Genomic DNA, 21,005 nt, shown 5'->3' with positions numbered 1-21,005 from the left:
CCGTGTTTTTCCCGGGGGGGGGCCCCCCCCCCCCACGACCCCCGAAAGGCATCCATGATCACCAAGCTGCTCGTGGCCAACCGCGGCGAGATCGCCGAGCGCGTGATCCGGTCCGCCCGCGCGCTCGACGTCGCCACCGTCGCGGTCTTCTCCGACCCCGACGCCGACGCGCCCTTCGTCGCCCTGGCCGACGAGGCCGTGCACCTGCCCGGCGCCGCGCCGTCGGACACCTACCTGCGGGTCGACGCGATCATCGCCGCGGCGCGGGCCACCGGCGCCGACGCCGTCCACCCCGGCTACGGCTTCCTCTCGGAGAACGCCGGCTTCGCGCGCGCGTGCGCCGAGGCCGGCCTGTGCTTCGTCGGCCCGCCGGTCGAGGCCATCGAGGCGATGGGCTCCAAGATCGCCGCGAAGGAGCTGATGGGGAGGGCCGGCGTGCCGGTGCTGCCCGGCGCCGTCGTGGACGCCGGGGACGAGCCCTCCGCCGACGCCCTGCGGGAGATGGCCGAGGGCATCGGGTTCCCGGTGCTGGTCAAGGCCGCGTTCGGGGGCGGCGGGCGCGGGATGCGCATCGTCCGCGACGCCGGCGAGGTCGCCGACGCGGTCGCCGGGGCGCGGCGGGAGGCGGCGTCGGCGTTCGGCGACGGCACCGTGTTCCTCGAACGGTTCGTCGAGGACCCGCGCCACGTCGAGGTCCAGATCTTCGGCGACACCCACGGCACGGTCGTGCACCTCTTCGAGCGCGAGTGCTCCATCCAGCGCCGCTACCAGAAGATCATCGAGGAGGCGCCGTCGCCGGCCGTCGACGACGCGCTGCGCGACCAGCTCGGCAGCGCCGCCGTCGCGGCGGGCAAGGCGATCGGCTACACCGGCGCGGGCACGGTCGAGTTCGTCCTGGGACAGGACGGGGAGTTCTTCTTCCTCGAGGTCAACACCCGCCTGCAGGTCGAGCACCCGGTCACCGAGGAGGTCACCGGGCTCGACCTGGTCGCCCTGCAGCTGCAGGTCGCCGAAGGCGACCCGCTGCCCGCCGACGTGCTGGGCGCGTCGCTGCACGGGCACGCCATCGAGGCCCGGCTCTACGCCGAGGACCCGGCGCACGACTACCGGCCGGGCAGCGGCACGCTGCACCGCTTCACGGTGCCCGACCTCCCGGGCGTGCGCGTCGACACCGGGGTGCGCAGCGGCTCGGTGGTCGGCACCCACTACGACCCGATGCTGGCGAAGGTCATCGCGCACGGCGCGACGCGCGGCCAGGCCGCCCGGCGGCTGGCGCGGGCCCTGGCCGAGGCCGAGGTGCACGGGCTGGTCACCAACCGCGACCTGCTCGTCGGCGTCCTGCGCGAGCCGGAATTCCTCGCCGGGCGCACCGACACCGGCTACCTCACGCGGCACGACCCCGCGGCGCTCGCCGCCGGACCCGCCGACGTGGCCGCCACCCGCCGCCGGGTGCACGCCGTCGCCGCCGCGCTGGCCGACCAGGCCGGGCGCCGCGCCGACCCGCCCGTGCAGCGCCCGGTCCCCAGCGGCTGGCGCAACGTCGTCAGCGCGCCCCAGGTGGCGACGTTCCGGCTCGGCGAGCAGGAGGTCGTCGTCGCCTACCGCCGCACACGCCGCGGGTGGTGGGCCTCGGTCGACGGAGAGCCCCTGACCGGGCTGCTCGTCCACGACGCGACCGCGGACGCCGTGGACCTCGAGGTCGACGGCGTCCGGCGCACGGTGACGCTGCACCGGGTCGGCGCCGCCGTGTACGTCGACAGCCCGCTCGGCGGAGGAGACCTCGTCGACGTCGAACGGCTGCCGGTCCCCGGCACCGAGGCCGCGCCGGGCTCCCTGTTCGCCCCGATGCCCGGCACCGTCGTCCGCGTCCTCGCCGAGACGGGCCAGACGGTCAGCGCCGGCACGACCGTGCTCGTGTTCGAGGCCATGAAGATGGAGCACCAGGTGAAGGCGCCGGTGGACGGCGTGGTCGCCGATCTGCTGGTGTCCCTCGGCGACACCGTCGACACGGGCGAGGTGCTCGCCGTGATCACCGAACCCGAGGAGGAGACCGCGTGAGCGCCGTCCGCTACGAGGTCACGCGCGGCGTGGCCTGGCTGACCATCGACCGGCCCGAGGCCCGCAACGCGCTGTCGAAGGACGTCCGCGACGGGCTGTTCGACGGGGTGCACCGGTTCAACGCCGACACCGAGGCGAAGGTCCTGGTGCTCACCGGCGCCGGAGAGAAGGCGTTCTGCGCGGGCGGCGACCTCAAGGAGATGTCCGCGAGCGCGCTGCAGGTCCCTCCGCCGGACTTCCTGCCCCAGTTCGGCCGCAACGTCGACGTCGCCAAGCCGACGATCGCCGCGGTCAACGGCGTCGCCTACGCCGGGGGGTTCCTGCTCGCCCAGCAGTGCGACCTCGTCGTCGCCGCCGACCACGCCCGGTTCGCGATCACCGAGGTGAAGGTGGGGCGGGGGTCGCCGTGGGCGGCGCCGCTGTCGTGGCTGGTCCCGCCGCGGATCGCGCTGGAGCTGCTGCTCACCGGCGACCCGCTCGACGCGCCGCGCGCCCGGGAGGCCGGGCTCGTGAACCACGTGGTGCCCGGCGCCGACCTCGCGGCCCACACCCAGCAGCTCGCCGAGCGCATCGCGGGCAACGCCCCGCTGTCGGTGCTCGCCGGCAAGCGCACCGCGTACCTCTCCGCGACGCACCCGCGCGAGGAGGCGTACGCCCGCGCCGAGGAGATCTGGGAGCCCGTCTACCTCTCGGCCGACGCCCAGGAAGGGCCGAGCGCCTTCGCCGAGAAGCGCACGCCCGTCTGGCAGGGGCGCTGACGTGGCCGTCGACATGACCGCGCTGCTCGCGGACCTGCAGGCCGAGACCGACGTCGTGCTCGCGCTCGTCGAGCCCCTCGACGACGACGGCGTCGGCGCGGCGACGCCGGCCGAGGGCTGGTCGATCCGCGACCAGCTCACCCACCTCGCCTACTTCGACGAGACCGCCACGCTCGCGGCCGCCGACCCCGACCGGTTCCGCCGCGAGTCCGCCGAGCTCCGGGAGCTCGGCGACGACTTCCCCGACCAGGTCGCCGCGCAGCACGCGCACCTCCCCGCCGCCGCCGTCCGTGACTGGCTCGTGCGGGCGCGGGCCGGCTACATCGCCGTGTTCTCGGGTCTCGACCCGTCGACGCGGCTGCCCTGGTACGGCCCCGACATGAGCGCCGCGTCGTCGGCCACCGCCCGGCTCATGGAGACGTGGGCCCACGGACAGGACATCGCCGACGCGCTCGGCGCCGTCCGCGAGCCCACCGACCGGCTGCGCCACATCGCCCACCTCGGCGTCCGGACCGCCGGCTTCGCGTTCGCGCTGCGCGGCCGCCCGGTGCCCGAGGCGCCGGTGCGGGTCGCGCTGGACGCCCCCTCGGGCGACCGCTGGACCTGGGGGCCCGAGGACGCCGCCGACCGCGTCGAGGGCACCGCCCTGGACTTCTGCCTCGCCGTCACCCAGCGTCGGCACCGCGACGACACGGGCCTGCGCGTCACCGGTCCGGTCGCGACCGAGTGGATGTCCATCGCCCAGGCGTTCGCCGGCGCCCCCGCCGACGGCCGCGCCCCCTCCACCCGCGACGGGAGCCCCGCATGACCCGGCCCGTGCTCATCGGCAACTGCTCCGGGTTCTACGGCGACCGTCTCGCCGCCGCCCGGGAGATGGTCGACGGCGGCCCGATCGACGTCCTGACCGGCGACTACCTCGCCGAGCTGACGATGCTGATCCTGTACAAGGCGCGGCGGAAGGACCCGTCGGCGGGCTACGCGAAGACGTTCCTCGCCCAGCTCGAGGAGGTCCTGGGCACCTGCCTGGACCGCGGCATCCGGATCGTCGCCAACGCCGGCGGGCTCAACCCGGGCGGGCTCGCGACCGAGGTGACCGCGCTGGCCGAGCGCCTCGGCCTGCATCCCCGGGTCGCCCACGTCGACGGCGACGACATCGTCGACCGCCTCGACGCGCTGCAGGCCGCCGGCCACGATCTCGCCCACCTCGACACCGGCCGCAAGCTCGGCGAGAGCGCCGTCTCGCCGGTCACCGCGAACGCCTACCTCGGGGGCTTCGGCATCGCCGACGCCCTGGGCGCGGGCGCCGACGTCGTGGTCACCGGGCGGGTCACCGACGCCTCGGTGGTGGTCGGGCCCGCGGCGTGGTGGCACGGCTGGGCGCGCACCGACCTCCACGCGATCGCGGGCGCGATGGCCGCCGGGCACGTCATCGAGTGCGGCCCCCAGGCCACGGGCGGCAACTACGCGTTCATGGACGAGGTCACCGACCGCCGGTACCCCGGTTTCCCGATCGCCGAGGTCGCCGACGACGGCTCGAGCGTGATCACCAAGCACCCGGGCACCGGCGGGCTGGTCTCGGTCGGGACCGTCACCGCGCAGCTGCTCTACGAGATCGCCGACCCCGCCTACGCCGGCCCGGACGCCGTCGCGCACTTCGACAGCCTCACCCTGACCCCCGACGGCGAGCACCGGGTGCGGATCGCGGGCACCCGCGGCAGCGCGCCGCCGGAGACGCTCAAGGTCGCGCTGAACCACGAGGGCGGCTACCGCAACACCATGACCATGGTGCTGACCGGCCTCGACATCGAGGGCAAGGCCGCCTGGGCCGAGCAGGAGCTCTTCGAGCTCCTCGGCGGCAAGGACCGCTTCGCCGAGGTCGACGTGCGCCTGCTGCGCTTCGACCACCCCGACGCCCCCGGCAACGAGCAGGCCACCGCGCACCTCAAGATCACCGTCAAGGATCCCGACAAGGCCAAGGTCGGGCGCGCGTTCTCCAACACCACGATGGAGCTGGCGCTCGGCGGCTATCCCGGCTTCCACACCACCACCCCGCCCTCGGACGCGAGCGCGTTCGGCGTCTACTGGCCCACCCTGGTCCCGGCCACCGAGGTCGAGCACCGCGTGACGCGGCCCGACGGCACCGTCGTCAGGATCGACCCCACCCCGCCGGCCGTGGCGGCCGGCGCCCCCGCGCCGACGGCGTCCCCGGCGCCGGCTCCGGACGGCCCCACCCGCCGCGCCCCGCTCGGCGCGGTCGCGGCCGCCCGTTCCGGGGACAAGGGCGGCAACGCCAACGTCGGGCTCTGGACCCGCACCGACGCGGAGTACGCCTGGCTCCGCTCCTTCGTCACCCCGGACCGGGTGCGGGCGCTGCTGCCCGAGGCCCGGGACCTGCCCGTGCAGGTCCACGCGCTGCCCAACCTGCGGGCGGTCAACGTCGTGGTCGTCGGGATCCTCGGCGAGGGCGTCGCGTCCGCCACCCGCCCGGACCCCCAGGCCAAAGGCCTCGGCGAGTACCTCCGCTCCCGGGTCGTCGACATCCCGGAGGACCTCCTTCCCACCCGGAGCAGACGATGACGCCGCTGGCCCCCGAGATCGCCGAGAACCTCGTCCACCGCGTCAACGTCGGCGACTCGCTGACCCGCACCGCGTCGCGGCACCCCGACCGGACGGCGATCGTCGACGGGGAGCGGAGCTGGACCTACGCGGCGGTGAACGCGTGGGTGAACCGCCTCGCCCGGGGCCTCGCGGGCCGGGGGTACGGCCGCGGCGACGCCCTGGCCCTCGCGGCGGGCAACAGCGCCGAGTTCCTCGCCACGTACTACGCGTGCGCCAAGCTCGGCGTCGTCTGCGTGCCGGTGAACCTCGGGTGGCGGTCCGACGAGGTCGCCTACGTCCTGCAGGACTCCGGGGCCCGCGGGATCGTGGTGGAGTCGCAGCTGGTGGACGCGCTCGCGTCCGCCGTCGAGCAGTCCCCCGGCGTCACCGACGTGATCGTCGCGCCGGGGACGGGCGCCCCGGCGGACGGTCGCCTGCTCCTCGAGGACGTGCTGGACGCCGACGACGGCGAGCCGGAGGTCCTCGTCGGCGACCGCGACCCGATCACGTACCTCTACACCAGCGGCACGACGTCGGCACCGAAGGGCGTGATCGGCAACCACCTCGCGATCTACCTCGAGTCGATCACGATGGCGCTCGAGGCGAAGTTCGGCGAGGACGACCGCTTCGTCGCGATGCTGCCGATGTTCCACACCGCGCAGCTCAACACGCACTGCACGCCCGCGGTCATGGTCGGCGCGACCATCCACGTCCTGCGCGCCTTCGACCCGGCGACGCTGCTCGCGATGATCGAGCGCGAGCGCATCACCCAGATCTTCGGGCTGCCGATGATGTACCGGGCGATGCTCGACCACCCCGACCTCGCCACGCGCGACGTCTCCAGCCTGCGCCGGGCGTGCTACGCGATGGCACCCATGCCCGAGGCGCAGGTCCGGCGCGCCATCGAGGCGTTCGGCTGCGACTTCTACCTGCTGTTCGGCCAGACCGAGATGAGCCCGACCGCCACCCTGTTCCGCCCCGAGCACCAGCTCACGCACCCCGGAGCCGTCGGCACGCCGGTGGTCAACGTCCAGATGGCGATCATGGGTCCGGACGGCGAGCTCCTCCCCCACGGCGAGGAGGGCGAGATCGTCTACCGCGGCCCGCACACGATGACCGGCTACCTGCACAAGCCGGAGGCCACCGCGGAGGTCTTCGCCCACGGCTGGTTCCACTCCGGCGACATCGGCCGGGTCGACGACGACGGCATCCTCTGGTTCACCGACCGGTCGAAGGACGTCATCAAGACCGGCGGCGAGAACGTCGCCTCGCTCGAGGTCGAGCGCGCGCTCTACGCCGACCCGGTCGTCGGCGAGGTCGCGGTCCTGGGCCTGCCCCACGAGCGGTGGAGCGAGGCGATCACCGCGGTGGTCGTGCCGGCGGCCGGGGCCGACGTCGACCCCGAGACGCTCGTGAAGGAGCTGGGCGGGCGGCTCGACCGCTACAAGCTGCCGAAGTCGGTGATCGTCGTCGACGAGCTCCCCCGCACCTCCACCGGCAAGATCCAGAAGAACGTGCTGCGCGAGCGCTACGCCGGTCACTACGACGGCGCTTAACGCGCCGGGACCGCCGGGCGCGACGTGGCCGGGCCGGGAGCGGTCTCCACGGTGGTCGCCGGGTCGGCGTTCGCCGGGGCCGACGACGGTGCGACGAGGTCGGGCAGGAGCGGCTGCCGCGGCGTGCCGCCCCCACCGATGCTCGACGGGCCGTTGTTGTCGACCGCGGAGAGCGCTGTCCGGATGCGCTGCAGGTCCCGGCTCCAGGCGTTCGGCGCGTTGGCGTAGACCTCGAAGTCCAGGCCGTAGTCGCTGCGGAACTGGGTGCGGACGTTGCCACCGGGCCCGTGCTCGGCCTCGATCGCGAACGACGGGCCGTAGGTGTCGTCGACGACGTAGGCGCCGTAGTTCTGCAGCGTCCACGCGATCTGGCGGCCCGGGTCGGTCTCGAGGGCCAGCGACGACAGGTCGACCGACGGCGGGATCGCGAGCAGCGAGCCCATCCGCATGGCGCCGTTGGTGTTGCCACCGACGGACCCGTACCAGCCCACGGCGTAGCCGTCGGCCTTGACCGCGGGCCACCGGAAGCACTGGGTCGAGGTGCTGCACTGGGCCAGCTCGGAGCGGGCGTAGAGGTTCATCTTCAGGACGTGCCGGGGCCCCTGGTCCCCGGGACGGAGTTCGCCGACCCTGATCGACCCGCCGAGACCGCTCAGGCCCGACCCGCCGTGGGCACCCTGGATCCCGTCGCCGTAGATGTCCTGGTCGGGGTAGCGGACGTAGCTGCTGGCCGGGCCGCCCGCGGTGCACCGGGCGAGTGGCTGGGTCGACACGATGGTGCGGCCGTCGGGCAGGAGGAAGGAGGCGCTCTGGTTGCGGTTGTCGTTCGGCAGCACGTAGCCCGCCGGGATCGGCACGGTGGCGAGCACCGTCTTCTGCGTCTTGCAGCGGTTGCCACCCCAGCCGCCGTTGCTGGCCAGGACCTGGGTCAGCGGTGCGGTCGGCGCGAGCACGATCGGCTCGTCGTCGATCTGCGGGACCCGTGCCGTCGTGTCGTTGCCGGGGATGGCGGGAAGGTTCGCCGGGACGTACACCGCGCCGCTGCCCAGCGGCATGTTCCACGGGCTGGTGGAGGCGAACGGCTGCCGCAGCGGGTCGCGGGCCCCGTTCGGGGGCGACGTCGTGGTCGTCGTCGCGGCGGTGGTGGTCGTGGTCGTGGTCGTCCTCGGCTTGGCCGGGGCGGCACCGGGCGCGGCGCCGGCGAGGGGGGCGGACGTGATCGAGAGGATCGCCAGGGCGACGGCGGCGGCTCCGGAGAGGGAGGCGAGGCAGAGCGCGCGACGGCGGCGGGGGGCGGGTGGTCTGGTGGCCACGGCGCGTGGTCCTCCTGGGCTCGGTCGCGCCGACTCCGGGGTGCGTCGGGCGCGATGTGCCCTGCCATCGGCCCCCTCGGCGCGGGCGTTACCGCTCGCGCGTTCGGGTGCGTCGACCACTGAGATGGCGAGCAATCGGACGGTCCGTCCGGAGCACGGGCGCGGGCCCGTCGGGCGATCCGGCCAACGGCGGACGCGGCGCGCTGACCGTTCGGCCGGTGCGCGAGGGCTGCCGGCCCGTCACCGTGGTCCCCTGACGACACGGGAGGGGCGGTCGCATGGCACCCACGGCCAGGTTCGCCCGCCTCCGCGCCCGCACCGAGGGCGCCGCCGCGCACCGCGTCGTCATCGGCGTCCTCGCGCTCGGGCTCGTCGTCGAGGCCACCCACCAGATCGTCTCCGGGCCCCACCCGGCCGACCTGCCGATCGTCGACGACTGGCTGCACAGCTCGCTCATCCTCGCCTCGGCCGCGGTCTGCGTGCGGGGCGCCCGCCGGCGCACGGGCGCGGCCCGAGCGGCGTGGTGGTGCTTCAGCGCCGCGCTGCTGCTGTTCGGCCTCGCCGAGGTCACGTGGAGCGTGCTCTACGCCGACGGCGGCGTCGTGCCGACGCCGAACCCCACCGACCCGCTCTACCTCGCCACCTACCCGCTGTTCATGGCCGGCCTCGTGATGATGATCCGGGCGCGGGTGGACGGCGGCATCCCGTGGCACCGCTGGCTCGACGGCTTCATCCTCGTGCTCGTCGTCGCGACGCCCGGCGTCCTCGTCGTGATCGTGCCGGTGCTCCAGGCCGCGCCCATCGACACCCTGGGCAAGGTCGTGACCGTCGCCTACCCCCTCGGCGACGTGCTGCTGCTCGGCGCGATGCTCGGCACGCTCCCGCTGATGTCGTGGCGCCTGGCGGGCAGCTGGCCGTGGGTGAGCACCGGGCTGATCTGCCTGACCGTCGCCGACGCCGCCTACAGCCTCACCGCCGCCGACGTCGTGTCCCACGACGGGCCCTACGACTTCCTGTGGAGCGCCGGCGCGCTCGCGTTCGCCGTCGGCGCGACCCGGCTGCCCGCGGGGGCCCGGCCGCCCCGCGAGATCACCGGCTGGGGGGCGATCGCCCTGCCGCTCGGCGCGCAGGTGGTCGCCGTGGCCACGCAGGTCTACGGCTGGTTCCGGCCCCTGCCCGCCGCGGAGCGGCTGCTGACGATCATCGTGCTGCTCGTCGGCATCGTCCAGATCATCGCGTCGCGGCCCCAGCCAGCGTATGCAGCAGCATGGTCTCGGCGAGCACGCAGCGTCCGAACATCCCCAGGTGCAGGCTCTCGTCCACCCCGTGCCAGCGACTTGCCGGGTCCCCGACCCCCGTCACCATGACGCTCGCCCCGGGGAAGGTCCGCGCGAACTCGGCGATGAACGGGATCGACCCGCCCATCCCCATCTCCACGACGTCGTTGCCGAACGCCGCGGCCAGGGCGTCGCGGGCGAGGTCGTAGACGTCTCCGGTGGGCTCGAGCGCGAACGGCTCCGCGGCCGCCTTCGTCGACACCGCGAGGTGCGCGCCCCACGGCACGTGGCGGCGCAGGTGCTCGGTGACGGCCTCCACGGCCCGCCCGGCGTCGTCGCCCGGCGCGAGCCGGACGCTGACCATCGCGCGGGCGCGGGGCAGCAGCACGTTCGCCGAGCCGTCCACCGCCGGCGCGTCGATGCCGAGGACGGCGATCGCCGGCTTGTGGGCGAGACGCTCCGGGATCGTGCCGGTGCCGAGCAGCTCGACGCCGTCGAGCAGGCCGGCGTCGCCGCGGAAGTCGTCCTCCTCGGTGTCCGGGGCGTCGGAGGAGCCCTCGACGAGCCCGGGCACCGCGACCGAGCCCTTGTCGTCGTGCAGGGTCGCGAGCAGGCGGCACAGCGCGGTGAGGGCGTCGCCGGCCGGGCCGCCCCACATGCCCGAGTGCACCGCGCGCTCGAGCATCGAGACCTCGACGACGATGTTGGCCAGGCCGCGCAGGCTCGTGGTGAGCGCGGGGACGTCGACCGCGGCGTTCGCGGCGTCGGCGATGACGATGACGTCCGCGGCCAGCGACGCGCCGTGCTCGGCGAGCAGCGCCGACAGCGTCGGGGAGCCGGACTCCTCCTCGCCCTCGACGAACAGCACGATGCCGACCGGCGGCTTCCCCCCGAACGCGCGCAGCGTGGCGAGGTGGGTCATCACGCCGGCCTTGTCGTCGGCGGCGCCGCGCCCGTAGAGGCGGCCGTCGCGCTCGTCCGGCTCGAACGGCGCCGTCGTCCACAGCTCGTCGCCACCGGTCGGCTGGACGTCGTGGTGGGCGTAGAGCATCACTGTGGGCGCACCGTCGGGCGCGGGCCAGTGCGCGACCACCGCCGGTGCCCCGCCCTCGGCCGCGAGGACGTCGACCCGCGCCGCGCCGGCCTCCCGCGCCAGCGTCGCGACGGCGTCGGCGCTGCGCCGGGTGTCGTCGGCGTGCGCCGGGTCGGCCCAGATGCTCGGGATGCGCACCAGCGCCTCGAGGTCGGTGCGGGCGCCGGGGAGCACCGCGTCCACCGCGGCGCGCAGGTCGGCGGGCGGTTCCGGGAGGGAGGACATGGCCGCCAGCCTAGATTCGCCTGCCCCGTCGAGCCCGTGATCGTCACGGTCCGAACGGACAGTTTCGCCCGGGCGAAGGATGGACCAGGGTCGACCTGTTGCGCGTTCGGGTGGTCCCGATCACCATCGTCGCCGACGCGATCTCTTCTGACATCGGCGTAACCGGGAGTGGCCTGTGATCCCCGTCCTCGAATTCGTGCTGGGCATCGCCGTGCTCGTGTACAGCGCGGAGAAGCTCATCGGTTATCTGGTCGGGGTCGCGAGCCGCTGGGCGATCTCGCTGTTCCTCATCGCCGTGGTCTTCACCGGCATCGAGTTCGACGACCTCGCGTTCGGGATCGTGCTGAACCTCGAGGACCTCAGCAACGTCGCCCTCGGCACGGTCATCGGCACCACCGTCGCCATGACCGGCGTGGTGCTCGCCATCGCCGCGATCGTCGCACCGACGCCGGTGGACGTGCCGACGAGCTACCTCGTCCTGTTCGTCGCCGCGCCGGTGGTGATGTACGCGCTCGCGCTCGCCGGCGTGCTCACGATCCTCACCGGCGTCGTCCTGCTGGTGCTGTTCATCGCCTTCGTCGGCTGGATCGCCTACCGCGAGTACTCGTCGCGGCGCCCGGTCTGGCGCAACGCCGAGCTCTACGAGCAGATCGACGACATCAAGGTCGGCGCCCCCACCGGCGGCGGGACCGCCACCGCGACCCTGACCGGGGGCGGCGGCGACGGCGGCAGCGGTGACGACGCACCGTCGAGCACCGGCGGCGGGCACCAAGGCTTCGACCTGCCGGAGGACCTGAAGGTCGACCAGGGCTTCCTCAAGGCCCGCGCCCAGTCGCCGGGCGTGACCATCCTGTTCGCGGTCATCGCCCTGGTCGGTCTCGTGGTCGGCGCCGTGGTCGCCGGGCAGGGCACCGAGGGCATCCTCGACGAGTTCGCGATCGACGGCACCGTCTTCGGCGTCACCATCGCGACGCTCGCGCTCTCGCTGGAGGACATCTTCCTCACCGCCGAGCCGCAGCGCCGCGGCGCGCCGGAGATCGCCATGGCGAACGTCGTCGGCAGCGTCGTGTTCTCCGTGACCGGCAAGCTCGGCATCATCCTGCTCGTCGGCGGGGCCATCACCGTCGACCAGTCCGTGCTGGTCTGGCACCTGCCGGCGCTCATCGTCATGACGTTGATCGCCGCGCTGTTCATCTCGAGCGGCCGGCTCCTGCGCTGGCACGGGATCGTCCTGCTCGGCCTCTACGTCATCTACTTCATCACCAGCCTGGTGTCCTTCGGCGGCGTCCCCCTCGACGACTGAGCCGACCCCGAGCAACCCGAACCCTGGAGAAAGGGCGTCATGCCGTGATGACCAAGGACCGCATCGGAGCCGGGGTGGCGGTCGTGGCCGCGATCATCGGCCTCGTGCTCGTGTTCACCTACCGCGACGTCACCGGCGGCGGCGACGATGACGACGGGCCCGCCGCGCCGCCCTCGGTGAGCCAGATGGCGCCGGCACCGGGTGTCCCGGGCCAGGGGCAGCAGCCCGCGCCGGGCCAGGTCCAGCAGCAGCCGGCCCAGCCCGCGCAGCCGGCCCAGCCGGACAACGACGGTGACGACGACGGCTGACCCGTGAGCGAGCCCACCGAGCACCTCGTCCGCTACGGGGTCCCGTTCGCGCCGGACCTCGTCGAGCGGGCGGAGGGCTCGCGGGTGGTCACGCGCGGCGGCCTCGAGCTGGTGGACTTCACGTCCGGCCAGATGAGCGCCGTCCTCGGCCACGGCCACCCGGAGATCGTCGAGACCGTGTCCCGGGCGGCGGCGACGCTCGACCACCTCCACAGCGGCATGCTCAGCCCGCCGCTGCTGGAGTTCGCCGCCGCCCTGGCCGGCACGCTCCCGGCGCCGCTGTCCAAGGTCCTGCTGGTCAGCACCGGCGCGGAGTCGAACGAGGCCGCGCTGAAGATGGCCAAGCTCGCGACGGGCAGCTACGAGATCGTCTCGTTCGACCGCTCGTGGCACGGCATGACGTTCGGCGCGGCCGCGGCGACGTTCTCGGCGGGCCGTCGCGGCTACGGCCCGACCATCCCCGGCAACCTCGCGCTGCCCACGCCCGACGCGTACCGCTCGCCGTTCCGCCGCCCCGACGGCAGCCACGACTGGGAGACCGAGCTCGAGCACGGCTTCGACCTCGTCGACCGGCAGTCGACGGGCAGCCTCGCGGCCTGTCTCGTCGAGCCGATCCTGTCCTCGGGCGGGATCATCGAGCTGCCGCCGGGCTACCTCGCGCGGCTGCGGGCGAAGTGCGCCGAGCGCGGCATGCTGCTGATCGCCGACGAGGCCCAGACCGGTGTCGGGCGCACCGGCACGATGTACGCGTTCGAACGCGACGGCGTCGCGCCGGACATCCTCACGCTGTCGAAGACCCTCGGCGCCGGACTGCCCGTCGCCGCCGTCGTCACGTCGCCCGAGATCGAGCAGGTCTGCCACGAGCGGGGCTTCCTCTTCTACACGACCCACGTCTCCGACCCGCTCGCGGCGTCCGTGGCCCACACGGTGCTGCGCGTGGTGACCCGCGACGGGCTCGCCGAGCGCGCCCGCGTGCTCGGCGAGCAGATGCGGGCCCGGTTGCTGGCCCTGCGGGACGAGGTGGAGGAGATCGGCGACGTGCGCGGCCGCGGCCTGCTCCAGGGCGTGGAGCTGGTGACCGACAAAGAGAGCCGCACCCCGGCCGTCGAGCTGATCGGCGAGCTCACCGAGGACTGCCGCCGCCGCGGCCTGCACGTCAACATCGTCCAGCTGCGCGGACTGGGCGGGATCGTGCGCATCGCCCCGCCGCTGACGATCTCCGACGACGACCTGCACCTCGGCCTCGACGTGCTCGGCGACGCCCTGCGCGCGGTGACGAAGCACTGAGACCGGCGTCCTGGAGGACTCACCCGGAGATCAGGAGCGCGGTGTCCACCTCGACCGGCGTGTGGACGTGGCTGACGCGCTCGTGATCTCCGCCCGTGGTGGCGGGGGCCCGCGTGCCTCGCCGCTTCCTCGGAGATCACGAGCGCACGACGCACCTTCGACGGCCCCATCAGGTACCTGATGCGCTCCTGATCTCCGTCCCTGGGGTCCGCCGGCGACCCGGTGTCCGCGTCGTCCACGAGAGCGCCTGGGATCACCGTCCGAGATCGGGCAGGGTGAGCGCCATGGGTTCACCCACCACGAGCTCACCCGAGCCCCAGGCGATCCTCACCCCGCTCACCGAGGCATCGATCTTCCTCACGTTCGTCGTCGAGCCCGGCGCCGAGGACGCGGTGCGCGACGTCCTCGCCGACGTCTCCGGACTCAAGCGCTCGGTCGGCTTCCGGCTGCCGGAGGGCGCGCTCACGTGCGTCGTCGGCGTCGGTGCGGCCGTCTGGGACCGCCTGTTCGGCGCGCCCAGGCCCGCCGGCCTGCACGAGTTCCGCGCGCTGGACGGCGACCACCACGCGCCGTCGACGCCCGGCGACCTCCACGTGCACCTGCGCGCCCACCGTCTCGACATGTGCTTCGAGCTCGCCCAGCTGCTCACCACGCGGCTGCGCGGCCACGCCCGGATCGTCGACGAGGTGCACGGGTTCCGGTTCTTCGACGAGCGCGACCTGCTCGGCTTCGTCGACGGCACCGAGAACCCCGACGGCGCCGCCGCGGCCCGTGCCGTCCTCGTCGGCGACGAGGACCCCGGCTTCGCGGGCGGCAGCTACGTCGTCACGCAGAAGTACCTCCACGACATGGACGGCTGGAACGCCCTGTCGACCGAGGACCAGGAGAACGCGATCGGGCGCACGAAGCTGCAGGACGTCGAGATGCCCGAGGACCGCAAGCCGCCGGACTCGCACATCGCGCTGAACGTGATCGAGGACGACAAGGGCGAACAGCTGCAGATCCTGCGGTTCAACATGCCGTTCGGGCACGTCGGCACCGACGAGTACGGGACCTACTTCGTCGGCTACGCCCACGACCCCGCGGTGATCGAGAAGATGCTCGAGAACATGTTCCTCGGCACGGCCGACGCCCATCACGACCGGATCCTCGACTTCTCCACCGCGACCACCGGCAACCTCTACTTCGTGCCGACCGCGGACTTCCTGGACGATCCGCCGAGTCCTTGACCTGAGCCGTCGGTCACCCACCGCGCTCTCGACGTCACCCATAGCAATTAGTTAGCCTATGTATCTAGTCGTCAGCGGTGGAGGTGCCATGAGCGTCGAGACCCCGGCCTACCCGATGGCCCGGCAGTGCCCGTTCGACCCGCCGGCCGAGCTGGACGCGATCCGGGAGCAGGACCCGGTGCGCCGGGTGCGGCTCTGGGACGGCAGCACGCCGTGGCTGGTGACCCGGCACGACGACGTCCGGGCGGTGCTCGCCGACCCACGCCTCAGCTCGGACGCCACGCGCGAGGGCTACCCCGCGACGTCGGCGGGCCTCGCCACGCGGCGGCGCGCGGTGCCGTCGTTCATCTCGATGGACGACCCGGAGCACGCCCGCTACCGCCGCATGCTGATCCCGGAGTTCACCGTGCGGCGGGTCGAGGCCCTGCGCCCGTCGATCGCCGCGATCACCGACGACCTGCTCGACGCGATGGCCGCGGCCACGCAGCCGGTCGATCTCGTCGAGGCCTTCGCGCTGCCGTTGCCCTCGCTGGTGATCTGCCGGATGCTCGGCGTGCCCTACGACGACCACGCCTACTTCCAGCGGCTCTCGCACTGCCTGGTGAGCACGCGCGCGGCCGCCGACGACCAGCTCGCCGCCGCCGTGGAGCTCAAGGACTACCTCGCCGGCCTCGTCACCGATCGCGAGAAGGACCCGCCCGACGACGTCCTCGGCCGCCTCGCCGGACAGGTCGTCGCGGGCGAGCTGACGCGCGAGGAGGCCGGCGCGATGGGCATGCTCCTGCTCGTCGCCGGCCACGAGACCACCGCGAACATGATCGCGCTCGGGACGCTCACGCTGCTGCGGGACCCGGCGCAGGCCGCCCTGGTCCGCGGCGGCGAGGAGGCGACGGTGCGCACCGCGGTCGAGGAGCTCCTCCGGCTGCTCACCGTGGTGCACCTCGGGCGTCGTCGCGTGGCGGTCGAGGACGTCGAGCTCCGCGGGGTCACCGTCCGCGCGGGCGAGGGCGTCATCGCCGCCGGCGAGGCCGCCAACCGCGACCCGGAGACGTTCGACGATCCCGACCGGCTCGACGTCCACCGCGCGCCGAACCCGCACGTCGCCTTCGGCCACGGCATCCACCAGTGCCTCGGCCAGCAGCTCGCCCGCATCGAGCTCCAGGTCGCCTACCCGGCCCTGCTGCGCCGCTTCCCCGACCTCCGCGCCGCGGCGCCCGTCGACGAGCTGTCCTTCCGCGACGACATGGCCGTCTACGGGCTGCACGCCCTGCCCGTGCGCTGGTGACCCCGGACGTCACCCCGCGCGGGTGAGGCCCGGACGGCCCGCCGGGGCGACCGTTCCGGGCGTGCTCCTGTTCCTGTACCTGCGCCACATCAGCAGGACCGCCCACGACATGCCCTGGGTCCACCTCGGGATCGGGCTCATCGGCAACTTCGCCTTCGTCGTCGGCAGCATCTTCTTCCTCTACCCGTCGCTCACCCGCGCCGGGACGTGGCTCTTCGTCGTCGCGTCCTGGGGCCTGCTGATCGGGGTGCTCGGGGAGATCATGGTGCGGGTCGAGGCGCGGCGTCGGATCGCGGAGCGGGTGGAGGGGCTGATGGCGGAGCCGAAGGGTCTCCCGGTCGAGACCCCGTCGGCCGAGCGGCCCGCAGGCGCGCCGTCGCCAGATGGGACACCACGACCGCCACGATGACCACGGGGGTGACGGCGAGCCCGTCGGCCCCGAGCAGCAGCACCGCCAGCAGCACCGAGGTCAGCGGCAGCCGCAGCATCGCGACCGCCATCGCGCCGATCCCCATCGCGACGGCCGGGACCAGCGACATCCCCGGCAGCGGCGCGAGGGCGATGCCGCCGGCGGCGCCCAGGAACATCGCCGGGAAGATCGGGCCGCCGCGGAAGGCGGACAGGGACACGGCGTAGCCGACGGCCTTGGCCGCGAGCAGGAGCAGCAGGGCCCCCGTCGAGTAGGTCGCGGCGCTCGCGAGCAGGCCCGGCAGCTGGTCCTGGCCGGAGAAGAGGACATCGGCGACGGGCTTGCCGGTGAGCAGGCCGTAGAGCCCCGCGAGCAGCGCGACCACCACGCCGACAGCGCCCGTGAGCAGCACCGGGGACCGCTCCACGAGCGTGCGCACACCCAGCGCGGACCGCGCGATCGCCGTGCCCAGCACGGCCGCCGCGATCCCGACGACGATCGCCCACCCGAACTGCGCCAGCTCGGGACGCGCGAACGCGGGCAGGTCGGGCAGGGCCAGCGACACCGGCCCGAACCCGGTGAGCGTCCCGAGGCCCACGAAGATCAGTGAGCCGATCCCGGCGGCCAGCAGGCCCGGGAGCAGGACCAGGCCCATCATCCCGCCGCCGATGCCCGCCGCCTCCATGAGGAGGAAGGCACCGAGCAGCGGCGAGCCGAGCAGGGTGCTGATCGCGGCGAAGCTGCCGGTGCTGGCCACGACGGCGACCACCCGCTGGTCGGGCGTCCCGCGGGCGGCGCGCAGGGCCAGGACGGCCAGCCCGCCGCCGATCGCGATGAGCGGGGCCTCCGGTCCGAGCACGGCGCCGAACACGAGCGTCGCGAAGGCGGCGAGGACGACGCCGGGCAGCTCCCGCGGCATGGGCGGGGGGTGCTCGCCGAAGCCGTCCGCCGGGGACGCGCCGCCGTGGCCGGGGAGGTAGCGCACGGTCGCGCCGACGAGCAGCCCGCCGATCGCGAGCCACGGCAGCGGCCACCAGAGCGGGACCGGGGCCAGCCCCTGCGCCGCCGGGAGGTCGGTGAACAGCAGGTCCTGCAGGGCGTGCACGGCGGCGAGGAACCCGTACGCGAGCGCCGAGATCGGGATGCCGAGCAGCACAGCCACGAGCAGCAGCCGCAGGTAGGCGGGCGAGCGGAGCAGGTCCGCCGGGGAGCCGTCCGGGTCCATGGCCCGACTCTCGCCGTCCGGCCCCCGCCCGCCATCACCCGCGACGGGCGAGACGTTGACAGGCCGTTCCGAGAGAGTAATCATGACAACTTGTAACGATGACTCGTCAGGACGGAGGTGGTCCCGATGGCCACGACGACGGCCGACACCGCCACGGACCACACCGCGCGCCCCGGCACGGGTGGGCCGCCGCTGTGGCTCCCGGCCCTCGCCACCCTCGTCCTGACCGTGGCGGGAGCGGCGCTGTACGCCGGACCGCGTCCCGGGCCGGCGCCGGGGACGGCGCTGGCGCTGCACCAGGCCGGCGGTCCCGGCGCCGCGGTGTCGACGCTGCTGCTGTTCTCGTCCGCTGTCCCGCTGGCCGTGCTCGCCGCCGCGCTCCACCAGCGCCTGCAGGTGCTCGGCATCCGGGTGGCCGGGCCGACCATCGGGCTCGCGGGTGGGCTGCTGGCCGCCGCCGCGATGGCCGCCAGCGGGCTGGTCGGCGCGACCGCCCTCGCGGTGGCCCCGGCCGGGGACGCCGGTGTCGCGGCCGCGCTCGCCGCGCTGAGCTTCCTCGCCGGCGGCCCCGGCTTCGCGGTGGCGTTCGCGCTGCTGCTCGCCGGTGTCGCCGTGCCGTGCCTGGTGCTCGGTCTGCTGCCGCGCTGGCTGGCGGTCGCGGGGCTCGTGCTGGCGGGGCTGGGCGTCGTCGCCGTGCTCGTCCTCGTGCTGCCCGCCCTCGCGCCGGTGCTGCCGGTCGTGCGGTTCGGCGGGCTGCTCTGGCTGATCGGCGTCGGTGCCGTCCTGCCGCGCCGGCGCGCCGCGGCACGCCGGACCGACTGAGCCACACCGGAGGAGCGTGTCCGCGGGACCCGGGTCGCCGGCTCAGCGCGCGCGCACCGTCGTGCGCGCGAGCGCCGCGACGACGGCGTCGCCGGCCGGCATGCCCGCGATCTCGTCGCGCACCGCCCCCGCGGCCGCGGCGTACGCCGGATCGGTGAGCAGCCGCCGGGCGGCCCCGGCCACCGCGTCGGCGGTGACGTCCGGCGGCTCCAGCACCAGCGCGGTCCCGGCGCGCCGGGCGCCCTCGGCGTTGCCGAACTGGTCGACGCCCTGCGGGAGCAACAGCTGCGGGAGGCCGTGGGCGCACGCACCGAACACCGCCCCGGAGCCGGCGTGCGACACCACGAGCGCGCAGCGCGGCAGCAGCAGCGCGTGAGGCAGGTAGCGGTGGACGACGACCGACGGGCTCGCCGGCACGCGCTCGGGATCGCCGTCCGGGCCGACGGTGACCACGACGGCGACGTCACACGAGGTCAACCCGGCGAGCGCCACGTCGAGGACGGCCGTCGCCTCGTGGAAGACGGTCCCGAGGGTCAGGTGCACGACCGGGCGGCCCGACAGCGCCACCACGTCGGGCGGGAGGCGGTCGCCGGGCACGGGCGCGCCGAACACCGGGCGGATCGGGAGCGTGTCCGCCCAGACCCGCTCCCCCGCCGACCGCAGGGCGGGTGGGCAGGGCTCGACGTAGGTCGCCCGGCGCGAGGCGTCGGCCACCCCCGCGACGCCCCACGCCTCGCCGAGGCCCTCGAGCCCGCCGCGGAACGCCTCCCAGGTCCAGACCTCCGGCATCAGGCCGAGCCCGTGCACCACCTGGCGGGCCCCGCTGCGCGCCGCGGCCACCGCCCCGGCGAGCTCGGTCTCCTCGTGGACCACGACGTCGGGGCGCCACCGCTCCGCGCGGGGCACGAGGTCGGCGGCGCGGGCGTGGGCCGCCCGGACGAAGTCGTCCGGGGTGCGGGGGACGCCCCCGGCCGCGGCGTAGGTGAGCCCGACGGGCCAGGTCTCCAGCCCGTGCGCCGCGGCGTCACCGACCCGGTCGAGGCCGGTCGCCACCACCACCTCGTGACCGCCCGCGGCGGCGGCGCGGGCGAGCGGCACCACGGTGTTGACGTGCCCGCGCAAGGGGCAGGCGCTGACCAGGAACCGCACGGACCGCGACGCTACGACCGGTCCGGCACCGGGACGATCCGGAGAATTGCGTACTCGGTGCCGCTCACTCGGTGTCTCACTCCCCGTCCGTGACGGGCCCGCCCTCCGCGATCGCGCGGGCCCAGCGTGCCGTCGGCACGACCGCTCCGAACGGGAAGAAGTGGACGCCCGCGATCAGGTTCTCCGGGTCGGCGGCGACGGCCCGCGCCAGCCCGAGCAGGGTCTCCGCGGGCCGGTAGGTCCGGGTGGTGGCGAGCTTCAGCACGCTGCCGGTCTGCTTGCGCAGCACCGCGAGCGACGGCCCGACGCCGCACGAGAGGCCGAACTTCAGCAGCCGGGCCGGGGACGTCAGCCCGGGCAGGCCGACCCGGACGGGCAGCACGATGCCCGCGTCGCGCATCCGGCGCTCCCACCCCAGGACGGGGTCGGCGGCGAACGCGAACTGCGTGACGACGTAGAGCGGCAGGCCCTCCTCGCGGGCGATCTTGTCCTTGCGCGCGAGGGCGTGGTCGACCGCGCCCTCGTCGACGCCGGGGTTGCCCTCCGGGTGGCCCGCGACGCCGATGCTCGCGAAGCGCCGGCGCCGGAACGCCTCCGACTCGAGGACCTGGATCGTGTTCTCGGTCGACCCGGCCGGCGCCCGCGACCCGGCGATCAGCAGGAGGTCCGCGACACCCGCGTCGGCGAGCTGCCCGAGCGTGCGGTCGAGCGCGGGCAGGTCCGGGATCGACCGCACGGCCAGGTGGACCACGGGACGCAGGCCGTGCTCGGCGATCCGGCGGGCGGCGTCGACGCTCGGCTCCAGACCGAGCGGCGCCAGATCGGTGACGAACACCGAGGTGCCGGCCGGGAGCACACCGGCCACCTCGTCCAGGGTGGCCGTCTCGCGCGGGGTCACCTCGATGCTGACGTCACCCATCAGCCGCTGGGCGGCGGCACCGACCGGGTCGTTTCCCATGGTCGCGAGTCTCGCCGCCGCGACCCGCCCGCGTCCTCGTGCGCAGCCACAACACCGCAAGCCCGTTTCCTGTGGTCGCCGACGATGACGCACGCCACACCGCGCCCGCAGGCTGTCGAGGAAGGACCGCCCGGGGAGACGAGGAGACGCGG

16 protein-coding genes and 1 pseudogene are annotated in these 21,005 nt (G+C 74.5%); 12 read left to right on the top strand and 5 right to left on the bottom strand.

What is annotated here, in order from left to right; all coding sequences use genetic code 11:
* Positions 1-54 precede the first annotated feature (54 nt).
* From ACR9E3_RS31865 to ACR9E3_RS31845, 5 genes are read left to right on the top strand one after another with little or no spacing between them, the layout of a single operon-like run.
* Positions 55-2,058 (top strand): acetyl/propionyl/methylcrotonyl-CoA carboxylase subunit alpha, encoded by a 2,004-nt coding sequence (locus ACR9E3_RS31865; RefSeq protein WP_460385052.1) that lies wholly within the window; start codon positions 55-57, stop codon positions 2,056-2,058.
* The gene (locus ACR9E3_RS31860) at positions 2,055-2,816 is read left to right on the top strand and encodes an enoyl-CoA hydratase/isomerase family protein (protein WP_460385051.1); all 762 of its coding nucleotides are present in this window, start codon (positions 2,055-2,057) and stop codon (positions 2,814-2,816) included. Before ACR9E3_RS31865 ends, ACR9E3_RS31860 begins: the two co-directional genes overlap by 4 nt.
* Position 2,817: 1 nt before the next feature.
* Positions 2,818-3,624, top strand: coding sequence for a TIGR03084 family metal-binding protein (locus ACR9E3_RS31855; RefSeq protein ID WP_460385050.1), 807 nt, complete (start codon positions 2,818-2,820; stop codon positions 3,622-3,624).
* The gene (locus ACR9E3_RS31850; protein WP_460385049.1) at positions 3,621-5,393 is read left to right on the top strand and encodes an acyclic terpene utilization AtuA family protein; all 1,773 of its coding nucleotides are present in this window, start codon (positions 3,621-3,623) and stop codon (positions 5,391-5,393) included. The genes ACR9E3_RS31855 and ACR9E3_RS31850 overlap by 4 nt, the downstream gene beginning before the upstream one ends.
* Entirely contained in the window at positions 5,390-6,970 is a 1,581-nt protein-coding gene (locus tag ACR9E3_RS31845; RefSeq protein WP_460385047.1) for a long-chain-fatty-acid--CoA ligase, read from the top strand. Before ACR9E3_RS31850 ends, ACR9E3_RS31845 begins: the two co-directional genes overlap by 4 nt.
* Here the strand turns inward: ACR9E3_RS31845 and ACR9E3_RS31840 are convergent.
* Positions 6,967-8,283, bottom strand: coding sequence for a hypothetical protein (locus tag ACR9E3_RS31840; RefSeq protein WP_460385046.1), 1,317 nt, complete (start codon positions 8,281-8,283; stop codon positions 6,967-6,969). The genes ACR9E3_RS31845 and ACR9E3_RS31840 overlap by 4 nt on opposite strands.
* A gap of 1,230 nt (positions 8,284-9,513) precedes the next feature.
* Complete coding sequence (locus ACR9E3_RS31835) at positions 9,514-10,878, bottom strand: M20/M25/M40 family metallo-hydrolase (RefSeq protein WP_460385045.1); 1,365 nt, start codon at positions 10,876-10,878, stop codon at positions 9,514-9,516.
* Between the two features lie 175 nt (positions 10,879-11,053).
* Between ACR9E3_RS31835 and ACR9E3_RS31830 the strand changes: the two genes are divergently transcribed.
* The 6 genes and pseudogenes from ACR9E3_RS31830 to ACR9E3_RS31805 all read left to right on the top strand — a co-directional run.
* Positions 11,054-12,181, top strand: coding sequence for a sodium:calcium antiporter (locus tag ACR9E3_RS31830; RefSeq protein ID WP_460385043.1), 1,128 nt, complete (start codon positions 11,054-11,056; stop codon positions 12,179-12,181).
* 47 nt (positions 12,182-12,228) lie between these two features.
* On the top strand, positions 12,229-12,489 hold the full coding sequence (locus tag ACR9E3_RS31825; protein ID WP_460385042.1) for a hypothetical protein: 261 nt from the start codon (positions 12,229-12,231) through the stop codon (positions 12,487-12,489).
* A 3-nt stretch (positions 12,490-12,492) separates the two neighbouring features.
* Positions 12,493-13,776 carry an aspartate aminotransferase family protein gene (locus ACR9E3_RS31820; RefSeq protein ID WP_460385041.1) on the top strand — a complete coding sequence of 428 codons (1,284 nt, stop codon included), beginning with the start codon at positions 12,493-12,495 and terminating at the stop codon, positions 13,774-13,776.
* A gap of 284 nt (positions 13,777-14,060) precedes the next feature.
* Positions 14,061-15,005: a Dyp-type peroxidase gene (locus tag ACR9E3_RS31815; RefSeq protein WP_460385040.1), complete on the top strand. Its 945-nt coding sequence runs from the start codon at positions 14,061-14,063 to the stop codon at positions 15,003-15,005.
* Between the two features lie 88 nt (positions 15,006-15,093).
* Positions 15,094-16,290, top strand: a complete 1,197-nt coding sequence (locus ACR9E3_RS31810) for a cytochrome P450 (protein WP_460385039.1) — start codon at positions 15,094-15,096, stop codon at positions 16,288-16,290.
* Positions 16,291-16,399: 109 nt separating this feature from the next.
* A pseudogene (locus ACR9E3_RS31805) lies at positions 16,400-16,498 on the top strand (YrhK family protein); the annotation flags it as partial.
* Between the two features lie 52 nt (positions 16,499-16,550).
* Here ACR9E3_RS31805 and ACR9E3_RS31800 read toward each other — a convergent pair.
* The gene (locus tag ACR9E3_RS31800) at positions 16,551-17,924 is read right to left on the bottom strand and encodes a chloride channel protein (RefSeq protein ID WP_460385037.1); all 1,374 of its coding nucleotides are present in this window, start codon (positions 17,922-17,924) and stop codon (positions 16,551-16,553) included.
* 126 nt (positions 17,925-18,050) lie between these two features.
* On the opposite strand from ACR9E3_RS31800, the gene ACR9E3_RS31795 reads away from it, so the two are divergent.
* On the top strand, positions 18,051-18,746 hold the full coding sequence (locus ACR9E3_RS31795) for a DUF4386 domain-containing protein (RefSeq protein WP_460385036.1): 696 nt from the start codon (positions 18,051-18,053) through the stop codon (positions 18,744-18,746).
* A gap of 42 nt (positions 18,747-18,788) precedes the next feature.
* On the opposite strand, the gene ACR9E3_RS31790 is transcribed toward ACR9E3_RS31795, so the two are convergent.
* Positions 18,789-19,895, bottom strand: a complete 1,107-nt coding sequence (locus tag ACR9E3_RS31790) for a glycosyltransferase (RefSeq protein ID WP_460385034.1) — start codon at positions 19,893-19,895, stop codon at positions 18,789-18,791.
* Between the two features lie 76 nt (positions 19,896-19,971).
* Complete coding sequence (locus tag ACR9E3_RS31785; protein ID WP_460385033.1) at positions 19,972-20,853, bottom strand: methylenetetrahydrofolate reductase; 882 nt, start codon at positions 20,851-20,853, stop codon at positions 19,972-19,974.
* Between the last annotated feature and the right edge of the window lie 152 nt (positions 20,854-21,005).

The sequence above is a fragment of the Actinomycetospora sp. C-140 genome, assembly GCF_054796175.1.
Note: the sequence above shows the minus strand (reverse complement) of the source record. Positions and strands in the feature narration are given on the sequence as shown.